The sequence below is a fragment of the Gordonia sp. NPDC127522 genome (assembly GCF_042672305.1).
Taxonomy (GTDB): Bacteria; Actinomycetota; Actinomycetes; order Mycobacteriales; family Mycobacteriaceae; genus Gordonia; species Gordonia hongkongensis.
The window spans coordinates 333312-351148 of record NZ_JBHXVK010000001.1 but is presented as its reverse complement, the minus strand read 5'-3'; the positions used below and the strand labels follow the sequence as shown (position 1 = coordinate 351148).

Here is a 17837-nt window from a genome sequence, read left to right as displayed (position 1 = left end):
GATGGTGATGGCCACCCGCGCAACCCCCTTGACATGTCGAATATTCGACACTATGTGTTGACAATGTGACACAAACCGTAGGTGACTTCTCCGACGCGCGTCAACCGGCACGTGCCGCGTCGCCACCGACCGCCCGGGTCGTCCGCATCGTCGAACTCCTCGCCGACGCCGAACAACCGTCGCTGACGCTGGCCGAGATCGTGCGTCAGACCTCGATGTCGCGCGCCACCGCGCACGCCGTCGTCTCCGAACTCGTCGACTGCGGATGGCTGATCCGGGACCCGTCGGCAGGCACCTTCGGCGTCGGACCGGCCTTCGTCGGCCTCGTCCGGAACGCCGACGGCGCCGACCACCTCGTACGGTGGGCGGCGTCGGCAGCGCGCGATCTCTGCGACCGGTTCGCCGTCCCGAGCTTCGTCGCCCGGCGGACCTCCGCGGACGCGGTGAGCCTGGCGTCGCACGCCTTTCCACCCCACCTCGCGCCGGAGTCGGCGTCCCACCCCTGGTTGCGGAACGGCAGCCGCATCCGGCTCCGCCCGCCGATCTGTCGGGAGTTCATCGCCTTCGATCCGGACGACGCCCGGTCGACCTGGATCGGCCAGGCCGCCGAGTCCACCCGCACCCGGCTGGGCATGGTGCTCGACGTCGTCGCCGAACGCGGCTACTCGATCGAGCGCATGACCGACGACCACGTGGCGATGATCGAGGCCCTGAGCTCCCTCGACGCCATGTCGGACACCCTGCGCGCGCGGGTCGGCGACCTGCTCACCGAGCTGTCGGTCATCGATTACCTGCCCGAGGAGATCGACGCCTGCGCGGCCGATGGCACGGGGGTACCCGTGGTCACCATCGGCGCCCCCGTCTTCGACTCCGCCCGTCGGGTGGTCGCGGCCATCGTCGTCTGCCCGAACACCACCCTCGACGTCGACGAAGTGCGCCGACTCGGCGAGGCCACGCGCGCTGCCGCCGACGGGATCTCGAGTCATCTCAGCTGAGGGGCGGGTCGACCGAACGAATGAACACTGCGCCCGGAAATGCCCACGAAACGGACTTCCTGCGGAAAACTGACCGGTGATCACGACACGTCACCGTCGCCACCAGCAAGGGAGTCGAGATATGCCCAGCACCAAGACGATCACCCGGTTGGCCGCCGCCGCCATCGCTCTGACCTCGGCTGCCGGGCTCGGCGTCGCGGCCACCGGCGACGCGAACGCGGTGTCCCGCGAGTATCCGTTGTCGACCTGCGTGGGCCTCAGCCCGAACGTCGTCGACGTCCCGTTCCTGGCGCGACGCACGATCGTGAGCACGTATGCCGGCAACGCCTACATCGCCGCCGACTTCACCAGCTACTTCCCCGGCGGCTACCAGTCCTCGGCCCGCCTGGACTGGCACAACCTGACCACCGGCAAGCGCGGCTCGAAGGTCAGCAACGTCCGCGTGAACCCGCCGTACCAGGGCGTCCACTACTTCGTGATCCCCGTGAACCAGATCGGCAAGGGCCGGGTCAACGTGACCTTCGGCGCGGTCAACCGGAACGCGCTCTGGAGCGTCCCGTCCACGAGCTGCAGCGGGAGCATCGTCATCCCCTGAGCCCGGCTCCCGCCACCGCCCCCCCGACAGACCGCTGAGGTCCGAGGAACAAGAGGACACCCAACCGCCCCCTAATCCGAAAAAAGCGACCCCATTGCTCCCTGAGGTGTGAGGAGCGATAGCGACGAGCCACGAAGGGCCTGGTGAGACAGGTTGCGGAGCCCTTCGTGGCTCGCTTCGCTCGCACCTCAGGGAGCAGAGATGTGGACGCTTAAGAGTGTTCTTTCGTAGTCCACGACGGCCGCCAGGCCGCAGGTACTGAGGTGCGAGGAGCGATAGCGACGAGATGGTCCTATAGATTGTCAAGCGCTCCGAGGTCGGTGGTGAAGGCTTTGTAGAGTTCGCGGGCGACGTAGCGTTTGAGGCATCGGATGATTTCTTTCTTCGTTTTCTCGTTGCCGCGTCGGGTGAGGTAGGCGCGGGTGGGGGCGTGGGATTTGATGCGTCCGACGACGATCATGTGCAGCGCGCTGTTGGCGCCACGGTCACCGCCACGGTTGAGGCGGTGACGCACGGTTTTGCCAGAGGAGGCCGGCAACGGCGCGACACCGACGAGCTTGGCGAACGTCGCTTCGGTACGCATCCGCTGCGCGTTCTGCCCGATCGTGATCAGCAACCGTGCGGCAGTGATCGGACCGACCTGAGGGAGCGCCAGCACCGTCGGCACCAACGACTTCAGCAACGTCTTCAGTTCCCGGGTCAACGTGGTGACCTCCCGGTGAGTCTGCCGATACCGCTGCGTGATGGACTTCGCGGTGAACACGAACGCCGCACGCGGGTCGGTCAACGATGCCGGGGCCGTCAACGATTCGACCAAGGCGAGTCGTTGCGGGGTGGTGGTGCGGGCTTTGAGTTGATCAGCGAACTCATCGGGCGCGGTGGTGCACAGATCACGCAGCTGGTCACCGAGTTGGGTGCGGTGATCGACCGCCATTCTCCTTGCCACGTAAAGCATTCGGATCGATTCGGTGACTCCTGAGGTGTCTTTGGCGTGGCCGCTGGCCCGCCCGGTGAGCACCGCCATCGCTGCGGCGTAGGCATCGAGTTGATCGGACTTGCCCTGGGCTCGGCGGGCCCGCACATCCGGAGCGTTGACCTCGATCACCTCGACCCCGGCCGCGGTCAACTCGCGGGCGAGTCCGGCACCGTAGGAGGCACTGGATTCGACCCCGGCCTGCTCGAGGCGGCCGTGGGTGCGGGCCCACGCCAGCAGCTGCCGGTAGCCGTCGGCGGTGGCCGAGAATTCCTGATCGGCCAATGGCTGGCCGAGGGTGTCGATGATCGCTGCGTGATGGGTTTGTTGGTGGGTGTCGACTCCGAGTACGACCACTTGCATATCCACTGCGGTCTCGGTCATTCTGGCGATGTCTCCTTCACTGCGGTGTTGGATGACCTCGCCGGGGCGGGTGGACACGACAGTGAGGAGTCACGGGCTCACGCCCGAACACGGCCCTTATTAGGTCACACCCGCCCCGGTCTCCCAAGGTCGTTTACTGCGGTGATCGCCCGCGGAATGAGGTCGACAGATCTCGTCCATGACACGAGGTCAGCCTCGAAGCAGGTCAGACCTCACTCCGGACAACCACCACACCCATTCTCACTGCCTCGAAGGGCAGGCGACGGAGCTTGCGAAATCCTTCGTGACGCTCGCAAGCTCCCCAGTATCCGCGGCCTGGCGGCCGTCGTGGACCACGCAAGACCTGCAACGCTGCCGGCCCGACACAACGGCGCCACTTCGACGGAACTTGCGCTGCCCCGACATGTGACCGGCAGACTTCAACTCGACTCTTAGACCTCGATCGAAGTCCAGGAGTCGAGTTGAAGTCTGCCGGTCGCCGGCCTGGCGGCCGTCGTGGACTACGCAGCAAACGCTCGAGAACGTTCTGTTCATGCTCCCTGAGGTGCGAGTGAAGCGAGCCACGAAGGGTCATGTTCGATGCTCGCCCGCCCTTCGTGGCTCGTCGCTTGCGCTCCTCACACCTCAGGGAGCAGGGGTTATGGTGTTCTTTAGGGCTAAGCAGCAGAGGAAACATCGAATGGTGATCGTCGCCAACATGTTTCGCGAGATCGCCGAGATGATGCCGACGACAGCCGCCTCCTCAACGGCCGGATCCGGGAGTTCACCTATCGCTCCACACCGCACTTCTGACCCCGGCGATCACCGACACCGACTACCAACCAAGCACTTGCTAGGTTAGTCTCGGGGGCATGAGTGACGCCGTCATCCCACCCCCGCTCGGACCCGACGATCTGAGCCCGGACACCTCACCGGTCGCCTACGAGACCGGCGGCCCCGACGGCGCGGTGGCCTATGTGACGCTGAATCGCCCGGAGTACCGCAACGCGCAGAACTCGGTGATGACGTATTCGCTCGACGCCGCGTTCCGCAAAGCCGTCGACGACGCCGCGGTGAAGGTGATCGTGCTGCGGGCGAACGGCAAGCACTTCTCGGCCGGACACGACATCGGCACCCCCGAACGCGACTTCGACACCTACTACGAAAACGCGGCCGTCCTGCACTGGGACCACACCGACAAGACCGGCGCCGACCAGCGTCTCGCGCGCGAGATGGAGGTGTACATGGGGATGTGCCGCCGCTGGCGCGACATCCCCAAACCCCTCATCGCCCAGGTCCACGGCGCGTGCATCGCCGGCGGTCTCATGCTCGCCTGGATCTGCGATTTCATCGTCGCCTCCGACGACGCGTTCTTCTCGGATCCGGTCGCCCGCATGGGCATCCCCGGCGTCGAGTACTTCGCCCACGCCTTCGTGCTCGGCCCGCGCCGGGCGAAGGAGATCCTCTTCACCGGTGAACGTTTCACCGCGACGCAGGCAGCCGACTGGGGCATGGTCAACCACGTCGTCCCCCGGGACGCCCTCGAGACCAAGGTGAACGAGATCGCCGAGAAGGCCGTCGCCATGCCGATGCAGGGACTGTTTCTCAGCAAGAAGGCCGTCAACATCTGCGAAGACCAGATGGGACTGCGCAACTCGATGGACTCGGTGTTCGGCTGGCACCACTTCGCGCACGCGGCGAACTCCGAGGCGGGTGGCGACTCCCTCGGCGGGATGGACGCGAAGTCGATGAAGGCGTCGGCGTCGACCGGCACCGCCGCGGGATCGGGGAGCTGACATGGACCTGCTGTTCGACGACGCCGCCGACGCCTTCCGCACCGAGGTCCGCGCATGGCTGGCCGAACACGTTCCGCGCGAACCGCTTCCGTCGATGGACACCGCCGAGGGATTCGAGGCGCACCGCGAGTGGGAGCGGACGATGGCCGCCGACCGGATGTCGGTCGTCAGCTGGCCGGAGGAATACGGCGGGCGCGATGCCCCACTGCTGCACTGGGTCATCTTCGAGGAGGAGTACTACCGCTCGGGTGCGCCCGGACGCGTGAGCCAGAACGGCATCTTCCTGCTCGCACCCACCCTGTTCGAGCACGCGAGTCCCGCTCAGCTGGAACGCATCCTGCCGCGCATGGCCAACGCCGACGACATCTGGGGTCAGGCGTGGAGCGAACCCGAGGCCGGCAGCGACCTCGCCTCACTGCGGTCGACCGCCGTCCGCACCGACGGCGGCTGGCTGCTCAACGGTCAGAAGACCTGGAGTTCGCGGTCGAGTTTCGCCGACCGGGCCTTCGGCCTCTTCCGCACGGACAGACAGGCACAGCGCCACAAAGGTCTCACCTACTTCATGTTCGACCTGCGCAGCGAGGGCGTGACCGTCCGCCCGATCGCGCAACTCGACGGCGAGGCCGGGTTCGCAGAGCTGTTCTTGGAGAACGTCTTCGTCCCCGACGATCCGTCGAACCCGGGCGAGTCGGGTGTCATCGGCGAGGTGGACAACGGGTGGCGGGTCGCGATGAGCACCGCCGCCAACGAGCGCGGGCTGTCGCTGCGCGCACCCGGCCGGTTCCTGGCCACCACCGACCGCCTCGTCGAACTGTGGCGGTCGAACCGGGACGACGTCCCGTCGACGGCGAACACCGATGCGCGCGTGGCGGATGCGTGGATCGGGTCACGAGCCTACGAGCTGTCCACGTATCAGACGGTGAGTCGCCTCGCGGCCGGCGGTTCGCTCGGCATGGAGTCGTCGATCAACAAGGTGTTCTGGTCCCAGTGGGACATCGCCGCTCACGAGACCGCCCTCGACCTGCAGGGCCCGGCCGCCGAGCTCGACGACCGGTGGACCGACGGCTACCTCTTCTCGTTGTCCGGGCCGATCTACGCGGGTACCAACGAGATCCAACGCAATGTCATCGCCGAGCGCCTGCTCGGCCTTCCCCGTGGAGATCGGTGATCATCATGGACTTCCGACTCTCAGACATCCACACCGACCTCGCCTCGACGGTGGACGCCATGCTCGGCAAGGCCGACATGCCGACCGCCACGCGCGCCTGGGCGGCCGGTGACCGTGCGGCCGTCGCCAAGGTCTACTCACAGCTCGCCGACGCGGGCATCAGCGGACTCCTGATCGACGAGTCACACGGCGGCAGCAGCGCCGGGGCCGTCGAGATGGTCGTCGCCGTCGAGCAACTCGGACGCCACTGTGCCCCGGGCCCGATCGTCGAGAGCGTCGCCGTGCTGCCGATCCTGCTGCACGACGCCGACGTGTCGGGTCCGCTCAGCGACCTCGCCGAGGGGCGGCTGGCGACCTGCGCGATCGGACCGCTCCAGCCGTTGGCCGCCGACACCGCCTCCGCCGATGTCTACCTCGTCGAGGACGGAGTGCTCTCGCGGGCCACCGTGCAGAGCACCGAGCCCTCGGTCGACAGCACCCGGACGTTGTCGCGGGTCACCGCCGGCGACGTCCTGGCCACCGGGGTCGATGCGTCCGACGCCGCGGACGCAGGTGCGCTGGCCACGGCCGCGCAACTGCTCGGCCTGGGTCAGGCGATGCTGTCCATCGCCTCGGAATACGCGCAGTCGCGCAAGCAGTTCGGCCGACCGATCGGGTCGTTCCAGGCCGTCAAACATCATCTCGCCGACGTGGCGATCGCCATCGAGATGGCCCGCCCCCTCGTTCACGCGGCCGCCCTCGGCGTCGACGGCCAGGTGCCGGAGGGCACCGACGTCTCGCGCGACATCTCGGCGGCGAAGGTCGCGGCCGCCGAGGCCGCCGACCTGTCGGCCCGCCGCTCGCTGCAGGTGATGGGCGCGATCGGGTACACCGCCGAGCACGACATCTCGCTGTACATCACCAAGACCCGGGCACTGCTCAACGCCTGGGGCTCCCCTGCCGTACACCGCCAACGCATCCTGGAGACGCTGTGACCGTCAGTACCGGCACCGAAAGCCCGGCCATCGGTGCCGAGGAACGGGAGGCACTCGTCGAGGCGGTGCGGGATCTCCTGCGCCGTCGGGGCGATTCGACCACGGTCCGCGCGGCCATGTCCGCCCCGGGGCGCATCGACTCGAGCCTGTGGCAGACGCTGTGCACCGAGATCGGCGTCGCCGCGCTGGCTGTCCCCGAGCGATTCGGCGGTGCCGGTGCGTCGTGGATGGAGTCGGCCGCGGTGCTCGAAGAACTGGGCGCCGCGCTGAGTCCCGTCCCCGCGCTCGGTTCCGCACTCGCCGGCGGCACGATCCTCCTCGCGGGCGACGACGACGCGTCGTCGCGACTACTACCCGCCCTGGCCGCCGGTGAGCGGACCGCGGCGGTGTGCTGGGCCGGTGAACGGGGCTGGCAGGCACCCGGTGTGCGAGCCGACGCCGGACTCCTCACCGGGACAGCCCACTTCGTCGTCGATGGCGAGTCGGCCGACGTGCTCTTCGTGCTCGCGGCCGGCCCCGGGACGCACCTGACCCTGCACGAGGTTGCCGCCGACGCGGACGGCGTCTCGGTGTCGCCGATGCCCGTCCTCGACCCGACCCGGGCGCTGTCCTCGGTGCGCTTCGACGAGGTGGCGTCCACGGCGATCCCGGCACCGGACGATCTCGCGTCCCGGCTCCGCGCGCTCGCCTGGGCCCTGCTGTCCGCCGAGCAGGTCGGGGGCGCGCAGCGGGCGCTCGAGCTCACGGTCGACTACACCAAGTCCCGCAAACAGTTCGGGCGCACCATCGGCTCGTTCCAGGCCCTCAAGCATCGGATGGCCGACATGTATGTGCTGGTCGAGACGGCGCGGTCGATCTCCCGCGCCGCCGTGGCCGCCCTCGCCGCCGACGACCCCGATGCCGCCGACCTGGCGCTGGCCGCCCACGTGTACTCCTCCGATGCCTACCGTCGTGTCGCGGGTGAGGCCATCCAGCTGCACGGCGGCATCGGAATCACCTGGGAGCACGACATCCAGCTCTATTTCAAACGCGCACAGGCCACGTCGCAGATGTTCGGTGCCCCGCACACCGCGGTGACCGAAGCGGCCCGCACGCTGCACTGACCGACCTCAGCGCCTCCGCTGCCGCCACCGGGCGAGCGTCCGCTCGATCGGGTCGGTGAGCAGCAACAGCATCAACGGCAGATTTCCGCTGCGCGGGAACACGATCGCGACGACCAACGCGACCGCGAGGATGATGAGCGTGCCGATTCCGCTCGACGAGGCAACCCATCGGTCGGTGGCGTCGTCGTCGGCGAGCAGTTCCCGGTGCCGTCGGCCCCATTCGGCGATCCCGATGAGCGAGCCCACCGAGACGGCCAGCACACCGATGTAGAGGATGTTGGCCTGTTCGATGTGGGCGCCGTCGATGAGGGCCGTCGCGAAGGGCAGCGCCACGATGGTGAGCAACCAGATGAAGTGGAGATTGATCAGCGTGTGGTCGTAGGCGCGGAAGTACTCCATCGTCTGATGGTGCTGGCGCCACAGGATCCAGATGACGCCGAAACTGATGATGAAGCTGACCAGTTCGATCGAGCTGTCGGACACCACGGCCGCGACTGACGAATCCTCCCGCAGGTCGTTGGCGATGTCGACGAGCGGGAGGACCAGCAGGGTCAGCGCGATCGCGACCACCGCGTCGGCGAAAGCGATGAGCCGGCTCAGTCCCTCCGCCGACTGTCGGTTCTCCGGTTCTGCCATGCGTTGCACTGTAGAACGACCGACGGGCGATCGGTATGTCAGACGGCGAAGGCCGCCTCGACCGTCGCCTCGTCGAGTCCGTAGTCCGAGAGCTGGTACCGGTGCTGCGGTTTGCGCGCACCCGACCGGCTCTCCTCGTCGAGCGCGGTCACCGCCGCACGCGCGTCCTCGGACATCGGGGTGTCCAGCGCCGCGTACACCCGCTCGACCGTGCCCATCGGATCGTTGCGCAGATCGGTGAAATCGATGTCGAGGAACTGTGCCGGGTCATAGCGCTTGCGTGCTGCCGAGAACTCCCGCAGACCGCGCGACCACAGCTCGAGCTGGTCCTGGCCGACCTGCGCACCGGTGAACGTCGTCGACCACCCCGGGGTGGCGTGCTCGGCCAGGCTGCACATCGACGCGATGAGCGTGGTGGGCGGCCGGTGGGTCTGGATCACCAGGGCGTCGGGGTACGCCGCCATGAGCGCGTCGAGGGCGAACAGGTGGCTGGGATTCTTGAGCACCCACCGCTTGCCGGGGTCGTTGAGCCCGATCAGCTGCAGGTTCTTGCGGTGCCGGAGATACGCCGGCGTCCAGTCCTGCTGGGCGAGCCACTGAGAGTAGGTCGGGATGTGCGCGAGCGATTCATACGAGATCGACATGACGCTCTGGCGGAGCAGCTGCCAGCACTCCTCGACCTCGCCGGCGTCCATGTAGTGCAACCCCATGAACTCGGGATTCTCGACGTGGTGTTGCTCGAACCCGGCCTGGATCTGCTGGTAGACGGGGTTGTCGGACCAGGTGTCGCGCGGCGGCCGGGGCTGCGGGAACTCGGCGAGCCACATCTCCACGCCCTGGTGCGCCGGATCGGCGGCCAGGAGTCGGTGCAGCGCAGTCGTTCCCGTGCGCGGCAGGCCGGTCACGAAGATCGGCCGCGTCACCTCGACGTCGGCGTACCCCGGGTTCGCCTTCCACGACGCCTCGCTGAGCAACCGGGCGACCAAGGCACCCTTGAGGAAGAAGCGGAACATCTTGCTGCCGATCTCGGTCAGCCCCGCCTCGGAGCGGTAGGAGTCGAGCAGGATGCCCAGGGGCTCCAGATACTCGGTGTCCCCGAAGTCGTCGAGGCCGGTGGCGCGAGTGGCCGAGGAATGCAGGTCCTCGATCGTGCCGACGTCGGTGCGTGCCGCACTAGTCATGGTATTCACCGCAATTCACGTCCAAGGTGTGCCCGGTGATGGCGCGCGCCATCGGCGAGGCGAGGAACACGACGGCGTCGGCGATCTCGTCCGGCTCCGGCAATCGCTTGAGGTCGGACTTCGACGCCGTCTGCTCGTAGACGTCGTCGGGTGAGATCCCGTATTTCTTGGCGACCTCGCCGAAGTACCACTTCAGCTGGTCGTCCCAGATGTAACCCGGTGCAACCGAGTTGATGCGAATCCCCTTGTCGCCGAGTTCGGAGGCGAGCGACTGCGACATCGCCAGCAGCGCCGACTTCGCGATCTTGTAACTGCCGTAACGGGGTTCGGAGTGCCGGATGACCATCGAGTTGATGTTCACGATCGAGCCGTCGGCCTCGGCCAGCGTGTCGGTGAACGCGCGGATGACCCGCAGCGTGCCCAGCACGGTGACGTCGATGCTGCTCGCGATCTGATCGAAGTCGGTGCGGGACAACGGCTTCATCGACGGGAGCGCGAAGGCGTTGTTGACCAGCACATCGGCCCGGCCGAACTCGGCGACGGTGGTGGCGACCAGGTTGCCGACGGTGGCGTCGTCGGTGATGTCGGCCGGGACGACGAGACTGGTCCCACCGGCGGCGTCGATCTCGGCGGCCACTTCCTTCAGCCTTGATTCCGTACGGGCGGCGAGGACGACCCGCGCACCCTCAGCGGCGGCGCGCAGACAGATCGAGCGCCCGAGGCCCGGGCCGACGCCCGAGACCACGACCACCTTGTCGGCGAGCAGACCCCCCTGTGCGCTCATCCCAGCATCCTCTCGGCGAATGCGCGCTGACGTGCCGCGATCCGCTCCGCCCAGCCGTCGGCATCGATCCTGTTGTGCTCGAGGTGCGGCAGATGGTCCGCGACCTCGTCGAACGCGACGACCTGCGCGGTCGGGCCCAGGTCCGGGCCGATCGGCGAATCACTGCGCTGCCACCGGAACTGCAGGATGCCCTTCGACCGGCCCGTCGTCTCGATCCAGTTCGCGACGCCCGGGTCGCGGTGGGACACCACCATGCGGATCATGCCGTCCGGATCCACCTGCGCCTGAGCGGAGTTCAGGCTGGTCTGGTGGTTGACGTAGTCCAGCGAGATGTACCACATGCTGCCGAGCTGGAATCCCTGGTACGGGGCGTCGGACCGCGGGATGGTGATGATCATCGCCTCGTCCGGGCCCAGCCGGAAGTGACCGACGGAGGAGAACTGCGTACTGAGTCCGCCGGGGGTCTGCCGGGGCTCGGTGAACGTGTTGACCGGCTCGTCGAGGTAGAACCACTTCGGGAAGTTGAACCAGGTGTTGATGCGAGCCGTCAGCATCTTGCCGGCCGTCGCGTACCGGCGGGACACCCGGGCCAGATCCGGCTCCGGCGGCGCGGTCCCGATGGTGTCGACCCGTTCGATGGTGATCGACCCCTTGCGCTCCGACCAGTCGGAGTAGACCTCGCGAACCGCCAGCATCGACGCGCCCTCGCCGAGCGGGAAGTAATCGTCCGGCGCGTCCGGGATGGGCGGGCCGAAGGTCAGCTCGAACGAGCCGTCGTCGGCGATCGTCAGCCGCCGGTCGTCGAACGCATCCTCGCCGCCCGGCACCGACGACGCGGTGTAGTCGCCGCGCAACACCTGGAAGCTCAGATCGGCTGTGGTACCGCGTCGTCCGCGTATCCGGTAGGTCCCGGTGGGTTCGACGTCGGCGTGATAGTAGAGCGTGTCCGGGTTGTCCAGACCCATCTTCGTCGACGGCCCGGTGGACGTCACGAAGTTGGGGTGGGAGATGGACCGGGCGCGCACCAGCTGGACGATCGCGGCGATGCTCCCCGCGAGGTAGTCGTAGCCTTCGGCGAGATCTTGTTCGGTCTCGGCGAAATCGGCTGATGCGACCAGCTTCTCGGCCTCCGCGATCGCGTCGAGGAGGGGTTGCGTGACCAGCGGTGCCGGAGTGCTGGTCGTGCCGGTGCTGGTGGTGGTGTGGGTGCTCGTCGCGTCGTCGACGGTCATAGCCAGGTGTCCCCGCCCGTCCATGTGAGGAAGTTTTCCAACTCTGCCTGTGCGGGCGTGACCCGCGGGTGTTCGGTCGACAGGTAGCCGCCACGGTAGAACAGCAACGGCTTGTCCTGCAGCACTTCTCCGAGAGTCAGCGCTCGGCCGATGACGATGTGATGGTCGCCGCCGTCGGTGACGGTCTCCACGTCGCACTCGACCCAGGTCAGACTGTGCCGGATGACGGGGAGGCCGGCTGGTGACGGGTCCCAGGTGACGTTCGCGAACTTGTCGTCGCCGGGGGCGCCGAAGGCGGCGCTGACGTCCTGCTGGCGGTTCGACAGGACGTTCACACAGAACTTGCCCGTCTTCTCGATGACCTTCCAGCTCCGGGAGGTCTTCATCGGGCAGAACAGGACCAGCGGCGGATCGAGCGACAACGCGGCGAACGACTGGCACGCGAACCCGACGGGCTTGCCCGCGTCGTCGAGGGTCGTGATGACGGTGACCCCCGTGCAGAACTGGCCCATCGCCGTTCGGAACTGGCGGGAGTCGAAGTCGGCGGACCCGTAGGGCGAACGCGTGGACTGCTGCGTCGTGGCGCCGGAGGGCATCTCGGACAAGGGCATCTCAGCCCTTGAACCCGACGCTGAAGTCATGCCCCCACAGACTCACTGCCGTGCTCTCCCGGGCGATCCACTCGTCGTCCTTCACCGTGCGCCCCTCACAACCGAATTCGATGTCGAAGCCGCCGGGCGTCTTCATGTAGAAGGACAGCATGAGGTCGTTGACGTGTCGGCCGAGCGTCGCCGACATCGGCACCTTCTTGCGCAGCGCGCGGTCGAGGCACAGGCCGACGTCGTCGGCGTTCTCCACCTCCACCATCAGGTGGACGATGCCGGTGCTGTTCGGGATCGGCAGGAAGGCCAGCGAATGGTGTCGGGGGTTGCACCCGAGGAAGCGCAGCCAGGGCACCTCGTCGCCCTCTTCGCGGCCGACCACCTGCGGCGGCAGACGCATCGAGTCTCGGAGCTTGAATCCCAGTACGTCCCGGTAGAATTCGAGCGCGGCCTTGTCGTCGGAGCAGGTGAGCACGACGTGGCCCAGGCCCTGCTCCTCGGTGACGAAGCGGTGCCCGTACGGGCTGACGACGCGACGGTGCTCCAGCGCGGCGCCGTGGAAGACCTCCAGGGTGTTGTCCGCCGGGTCGTCGAAGACGATCATCTCGGCGACCCGACGGTCGGCGACCTCCTCGTCCTTGCCCTCGCGGAAGACCACACCCGCACGCGACAGCCGATCCCGAACATCCTGCAGTTCAGCGGCGTTCGCGACCTCCCAGCCCGCGCAGGCGAGCCGGTCGTGCTCGGACGGCACGATGACCAGACGGGCCGGGAAATCGTCCATCCGGAGATACAGAGCACCGTCGGTGAGACCGGAGCCCTCGATCATGCCGAGGACCTTGAGGCCGTAGGTGCGCCACGCCTCGATGTCGGTGGCCTCGATCCTCATGTATCCCAACGAGCGGATCGGACTGTCACTCATCTGCTACTCCTCTTTGTGCTCTTGCCGACGGTGCTGGCCGGACCCTTCGTGACGCCCTCCGCAAGCTCCGGGCTCCTCAGGGAGCGGAGAACGAGCCTCGTCCCTGCTCCCTGAGGAGCGAGCTTGCGAGGCCATGTCCCTGCTCCCTGAGGAGCGAGCCTGCGAGGCCATGTCCCTGCTCCCTGAGGAGCGAGCTTGCGAGCGTCACGAAGGGTCACACCATCGTGTCGCCGATGGGAATCCCGAACTCGCCGTTACCGAATGCGACGTAGGCGCGCTCCGGGTCGTTCGCGGCGTGCACACGGCCGGCGTGGGCGTCGCGCCAGAAGCGCTGGATCGGCGTCCCGTTCTCCAGTGCGTGGGCACCCGAGTTCTCGAAGAGCCGATCGATGGCGGCGATCGCACGTCCGGTCGCACGCACCTGGTCGCGTCGAGCGGACAGGCGCAGTTCCATCGGGACCTCCTCGCCGGCGAGGATGAGGTCGTACTCGGCCTGCAGGTTGCCCGACAGCTGGCGCCACGCGGCGTCGATGTCGCTGGCGGCCTCGGCGATCCGGACCTTCGCGAACGGATCCTCCTTGGCCTTCTCACCTGCGTACGCGGCCCGGACCCGCTTGCCCTGGTGCTCGACGTGGGCGCGGTAGGCGCCGTAGGCCATTCCGACGATCGGTGTCGCGATGGTGCTGGGATGGATGGTGCCCCAGGGCATCTTGTAGACCGGCGCGGTGTTGCGCTCCAGCCCCGGGCTCTGACCCATCGACATCGTGCGCATGCTGAGCATGCGGTGCCGGGGCACGAACACGTCCTTGACCTCGATGGTGTTGGACCCGGTCCCGCGCAGACCGACGACGTTCCACACGTCCTTGATCGTGTAGTCCTCACGCGGGATCAGGAAGCTGACGAAGTCGACGGGCTTGCCGTTCTTGATGACCGGACCCCCGACAAAGACCCAGTCAGCAGTCTCGCAACCCGACGACCACGCCCACGAACCGTTGACCTTGTAGCCACCGTCGACGACCTCACCCATGCCCATCGGCGCGTACGACGACGAGATCCGGACATTGGTGTCCGAACCCCACACGTCTTCCTGCGCCTGCTGGTCGAAGAGGGCTAGGTGCCAGTTGTGGACGCCGATGATGCCCGACACCCAGCCGGTGGACCCGCAGGCCGACGCGATCCGGCGGACCGCTTCGTAGAAGGTGACCGGGTCGACCTGGTAGCCACCCCACTGCTCGGGCTGCAACAGCCGGAAGAAGCCGGCGGTCTCGAGGCTCGAGACGGTCTCGTCGGGGATTCGACGCAGATCCTCGGTCGACTGCGCACGCTGCTCGAGTTCCGGGAGCAGGACGTTGATCTTCTCCAGGACCTGCTCGGCGGCTTCGCTCCGTTGTGCTGGCATCTCGCCTGCTCCTACTCGTCTCTCCTCGGCCGGACGAGCCGGCCGCTGTACCCATCGAGTTCGAGATTAGAACACGTTCTCATTTCTGTCGAGGACTGGGAGTTTATGCCCATGTACAGGCCCGATCGGGGTTCGGGACGACGATCGGGCTGACAAATCTGAAACGTGTTCTAGTATTGGGTACAGTTCTTCGACGCGACACCAGCCACAGACAGGAGAGGGCACATGTCTTCAGGACCCGAGACGATGACCCCGAGCAGCCCCGGCACGCCGAGCGCAGCCGCAGCCTCCGACGGGGCCGATGTGGGTATCCGGGAGATCGACACGGGTGCGCCGCCAACCCGCTTCGCCCGCGGCTGGCACTGCCTCGGCCTGCACGAGGAGTTCGACGACGGCAAGCCCCACTCCGTCACGATCTTCGGCACCAAGCTGGTGGTCTGGGTCGACACCAAGGGCGAGGTGAACGTGCTCGACGCGTTCTGCCGGCACATGGGCGGCGACCTCTCCCAGGGCAAGCTGTCCGGCGACAACGTGGCATGCCCCTTCCACGGCTGGCTGTGGAAGGGCAACGGTCGCTGCGCCGGCGTGCCCTACGCCAAGCGCAACCCGAAGCTCGCCAAGACCCGCTCGTGGCCGTCGATGGTCCGCAACGGCCAGATCTTCGTCTACAACGATCCCGAGGGCAACCCGCCGCCGGAGGAGTGCATCATCCCCGAACTCGAGGAGTTCGGGTCCGACGAGTGGACGCCCTGGACGTGGAACCGCATCGTCATCGAGGGTTCCAACTGTCGCGAGATCATCGACAACGTCGTCGACATGGCGCACTTCTATTACGTGCACTTCGCGCTTCCGGACTATTTCAAGAACGTCTTCGAGGGTGAGATCGCCGCGCAGTACATGAATTCGCACGGCCGGCCCGACGTCACCCTCGGCACCAATTACGGCGACAGCCGCCTGGAATCGATCGCGGCGTATTACGGCCCGTCGTACATGCTGAACCCGATGATCCAGTACTACGGCGGCTACGCGGTCGAGACCATCCTCACCAACTGCCACTACCCGATCGACGAGAACTCCTTCGTACTGATGTACGGCGTGATGGCCAAGGTCCCCGACGGCCTGACCGCCGAACAGGCGTCGAAGATGGCCACCAAGATCAGCGCCGGCGTCGAGGTGGGGTTCCTGCAGGACGTCGAGATCTGGAAGAACAAGACCCGGATCGACAACCCGCTCCTCGTCGAGGAGGACGGCCCGGTCTACCAGCTCCGCCGCTGGTACGACCAGTTCTACGTCGACAAGGCCGACGTCACCGACGAGATGACCGGCCGGTTCGAGTACGAGATCGACACCTCCAAGGCCCTCGAGAGCTGGAACGAGGAGATCCAGGAGAACCTGCGCCGCCAGGAGGCCGAGAAGGCCGCGGAGTCCACGGCGTCGGAATCCACGGAGAAGGCCGAGGTCTGACGTGACCCGGGCGGCAGGGGTTCGGGTGGCAGGGGCTCCCGGGGGTTCCGACCGTTGGGCGAAGGCGCCCGACTTCCAGAACGATCCGGACCGGCTCGCCCGGGTTCACGAGGCCACCCGCCGCGACCGCGAGCACTACCTGCAAGGCGGGATGCGCGAGATCGAGTGTCGGGCATGCCATGCGTGCGTGCTGGTGAAGAAGACGAGTTCGTTTCACACCAGCGTGCAGTGGAATGCCGACGCCCGGGACCGCTGTCTCGGCCTCGAGCAGATGCGCGCCGGAGGCGACGACGGGAACGGCCCGCTGCTCCCCGGCGCGATGATGCCGACCTGCGCCCGGTTGTCGGCGAGTATCGACCACGGGGTCAGCGAGGGCATCATCCCCGCCGAGTCGCCTGCCACCGATCCGGACGGCTACTGGTGATCGATGAACCAGAACTGCAGCAACATTAGATAACACAAGTCCCAGGCATCACAGCGGTCACACGTTCGTCACACCTGGAGAACGACCGACGACACACCGACCCGCCTCGGCCAAGCTGTCGTCATGTCCGTTTCGATGACGCGCACCACGCGCGTGACCTGCACCATCGCACTCACTGCCGCGCTGTCGGTCGGTGTTCCCCTTGCCGGCTCCCCTCTCCTCGACACCGGTCGCGCCGCAGCCGCGGGCTCGTCGGATTCCTCCGGCTCGGTTCCCATCTATCTGCCGGTGCCGACCACCGTCGGCCTCAACGCACTCGGGGCGGCGATCACCCAGATCGGCAAGCCGTACAAGTGGGCCGGCGTCGGCCCACACTCGTGGGACTGCTCCGGGCTGGTGCGGTGGGCGTTCTACACGACCGGCGTCCAGCTCCCCCGGACCAGCCAGCAACAGGCGAAGGTCGGACACGCGATCCCGTTCCGCGCCCTCGCACCGGGCGACATCATCATCTTCGGCCGCGACGCCGGGCACGTCGGCATCTACGCGGGCGCCGGTCGGGTGTTCAACGCGTACGGCCCCAACGGCGTCCCCATCGGCTTCACGAAGCTGAAGGACATGGGCTACATCAAGACGATTCGCCGGTTCGGTTGATCTCGGCTCGGTTGGCGGCACCCGCACCGGCACCCGGACGCGGCCACACGGTGCTCAGCACCCAGAATCCGACGACGACCAGGAGCAGGATCGCGACCGCGACGGTCCCGATCAGTCCGTAACCCGCCTGCATCTCGGGGAGGTCGGCGTCGAGCGCCTCGGACACGCGGTCGGAGAACAGATGCTCGGCCGGGTCGCTCAGCGTGCGGATGCCGACGACGAGCACGATGACCGACGCCAGCCCGATCAGGCCGATTGCGGACGGGCGCAGGCGTGGGCGCCACCAGCCTAGGGCGGCGACGAACGCGATCACGGCACCGAGCACCACCACGCTCAGGCCCGGGCGGCCGGTGTTGTCCTCGAAGAAGAACGCGACATCGTCGTCGCTGGCGCCCAGGATCGTGACGCGTCCCAACCCCGTGATCGACGGCTCCACGCCCTCATCGGTACTGCCCCACTGCACCTGCGCCAGCAGGACCAGCAGCAGACCACCCGCCAGCATCGTCGGCCACGCGAGGCCGCGGAGTCGTTCCATCGTCCCTGCATGCTTGGTCACCCGATCAGGGTGCCATGAG

Annotated in this window: 18 protein-coding genes; 9 read left to right on the top strand and 9 right to left on the bottom strand. The window is 67.3% G+C overall.

All coding sequences use genetic code 11. The annotated features are described in order from the left end of the window. Window positions 1-65: 65 nt before the first annotated feature. Window positions 66-995 (top strand): helix-turn-helix domain-containing protein, encoded by a 930-nt coding sequence (locus ACFVHY_RS01655; protein ID WP_390267522.1) that lies wholly within the window; start codon window positions 66-68, stop codon window positions 993-995. Between the two features lie 121 nt (window positions 996-1116). Further along, on the top strand, window positions 1117-1590 hold the full coding sequence (locus ACFVHY_RS01650) for a hypothetical protein (protein ID WP_390267519.1): 474 nt from the start codon (window positions 1117-1119) through the stop codon (window positions 1588-1590). A 292-nt stretch (window positions 1591-1882) separates the two neighbouring features. Here ACFVHY_RS01650 and ACFVHY_RS01645 read toward each other — a convergent pair whose 3' ends face one another. Continuing rightward, a complete protein-coding gene (locus ACFVHY_RS01645; protein WP_390267516.1) occupies window positions 1883-2947 on the bottom strand; it encodes an IS110 family transposase in 1065 nt (354 codons plus the stop codon). An 851-nt stretch (window positions 2948-3798) separates the two neighbouring features. On the opposite strand from ACFVHY_RS01645, the gene ACFVHY_RS01640 reads away from it, so the two are divergent. The 4 genes from ACFVHY_RS01640 to ACFVHY_RS01625 are packed head-to-tail and all read left to right on the top strand — an operon-like array spanning window position 3799 to window position 7967. Next, the gene (locus ACFVHY_RS01640; RefSeq protein WP_390267513.1) at window positions 3799-4722 is read left to right on the top strand and encodes an enoyl-CoA hydratase; all 924 of its coding nucleotides are present in this window, start codon (window positions 3799-3801) and stop codon (window positions 4720-4722) included. Between the two features lies 1 nt (window position 4723). After that, window positions 4724-5890 carry an acyl-CoA dehydrogenase family protein gene (locus ACFVHY_RS01635; protein ID WP_390267510.1) on the top strand — a complete coding sequence of 389 codons (1167 nt, stop codon included), beginning with the start codon at window positions 4724-4726 and terminating at the stop codon, window positions 5888-5890. A gap of 5 nt (window positions 5891-5895) precedes the next feature. Then, a complete protein-coding gene (locus tag ACFVHY_RS01630; protein WP_078111956.1) occupies window positions 5896-6864 on the top strand; it encodes an acyl-CoA dehydrogenase family protein in 969 nt (322 codons plus the stop codon). Beyond that, window positions 6861-7967, top strand: coding sequence for an acyl-CoA dehydrogenase family protein (locus tag ACFVHY_RS01625; protein ID WP_390267507.1), 1107 nt, complete (start codon window positions 6861-6863; stop codon window positions 7965-7967). Before ACFVHY_RS01630 ends, ACFVHY_RS01625 begins: the two co-directional genes overlap by 4 nt. Before the next feature lie 6 nt (window positions 7968-7973). On the opposite strand, the gene ACFVHY_RS01620 is transcribed toward ACFVHY_RS01625, so the two are convergent. The 7 genes from ACFVHY_RS01620 to hsaA all read right to left on the bottom strand — a co-directional run bounded on the left by ACFVHY_RS01620 (window position 7974) and on the right by hsaA (window position 14723). After that, entirely contained in the window at window positions 7974-8603 is a 630-nt protein-coding gene (locus tag ACFVHY_RS01620) for a TMEM175 family protein (protein WP_390267504.1), read from the bottom strand. Window positions 8604-8641: 38 nt separating this feature from the next. After that, window positions 8642-9784: a sulfotransferase family protein gene (locus ACFVHY_RS01615; RefSeq protein WP_390267501.1), complete on the bottom strand. Its 1143-nt coding sequence runs from the start codon at window positions 9782-9784 to the stop codon at window positions 8642-8644. Beyond that, window positions 9777-10568 (bottom strand): SDR family oxidoreductase, encoded by a 792-nt coding sequence (locus ACFVHY_RS01610; protein ID WP_390267498.1) that lies wholly within the window; start codon window positions 10566-10568, stop codon window positions 9777-9779. The genes ACFVHY_RS01615 and ACFVHY_RS01610 overlap by 8 nt, the downstream gene beginning before the upstream one ends. Beyond that, window positions 10565-11800, bottom strand: a complete 1236-nt coding sequence (locus ACFVHY_RS01605) for a hypothetical protein (protein ID WP_390267495.1) — start codon at window positions 11798-11800, stop codon at window positions 10565-10567. The genes ACFVHY_RS01610 and ACFVHY_RS01605 overlap by 4 nt, the downstream gene beginning before the upstream one ends. Beyond that, window positions 11797-12396: a 3-hydroxy-9,10-secoandrosta-1,3,5(10)-triene-9,17-dione monooxygenase reductase subunit gene (hsaB, locus tag ACFVHY_RS01600; protein WP_390268780.1), complete on the bottom strand. Its 600-nt coding sequence runs from the start codon at window positions 12394-12396 to the stop codon at window positions 11797-11799. The genes ACFVHY_RS01605 and hsaB overlap by 4 nt, the downstream gene beginning before the upstream one ends. A gap of 16 nt (window positions 12397-12412) precedes the next feature. After that, complete coding sequence (gene hsaC / locus ACFVHY_RS01595) at window positions 12413-13324, bottom strand: iron-dependent extradiol dioxygenase HsaC (protein ID WP_058251167.1); 912 nt, start codon at window positions 13322-13324, stop codon at window positions 12413-12415. A 214-nt stretch (window positions 13325-13538) separates the two neighbouring features. Beyond that, on the bottom strand, window positions 13539-14723 hold the full coding sequence (gene hsaA, locus ACFVHY_RS01590) for a 3-hydroxy-9,10-secoandrosta-1,3,5(10)-triene-9,17-dione monooxygenase oxygenase subunit (protein WP_065629140.1): 1185 nt from the start codon (window positions 14721-14723) through the stop codon (window positions 13539-13541). Window positions 14724-14948: 225 nt separating this feature from the next. Here hsaA and ACFVHY_RS01585 point away from each other — a divergent pair, with 225 nt between their 5' ends. The 3 genes from ACFVHY_RS01585 (at window position 14949) to ACFVHY_RS01575 (ending at window position 17262) form a co-directional block, all read left to right on the top strand. Then, window positions 14949-16187, top strand: coding sequence for a Rieske 2Fe-2S domain-containing protein (locus tag ACFVHY_RS01585; RefSeq protein WP_390267491.1), 1239 nt, complete (start codon window positions 14949-14951; stop codon window positions 16185-16187). A gap of 1 nt (window position 16188) precedes the next feature. After that, a complete protein-coding gene (locus ACFVHY_RS01580) occupies window positions 16189-16611 on the top strand; it encodes a hypothetical protein (RefSeq protein WP_390267488.1) in 423 nt (140 codons plus the stop codon). A 123-nt stretch (window positions 16612-16734) separates the two neighbouring features. Further along, entirely contained in the window at window positions 16735-17262 is a 528-nt protein-coding gene (locus tag ACFVHY_RS01575; RefSeq protein ID WP_390267485.1) for a C40 family peptidase, read from the top strand. Here the strand turns inward: ACFVHY_RS01575 and ACFVHY_RS01570 are convergent. Next, the gene (locus tag ACFVHY_RS01570) at window positions 17237-17818 is read right to left on the bottom strand and encodes a hypothetical protein (protein WP_390267482.1); all 582 of its coding nucleotides are present in this window, start codon (window positions 17816-17818) and stop codon (window positions 17237-17239) included. The genes ACFVHY_RS01575 and ACFVHY_RS01570 overlap by 26 nt on opposite strands. Window positions 17819-17837 lie beyond the last annotated feature (19 nt).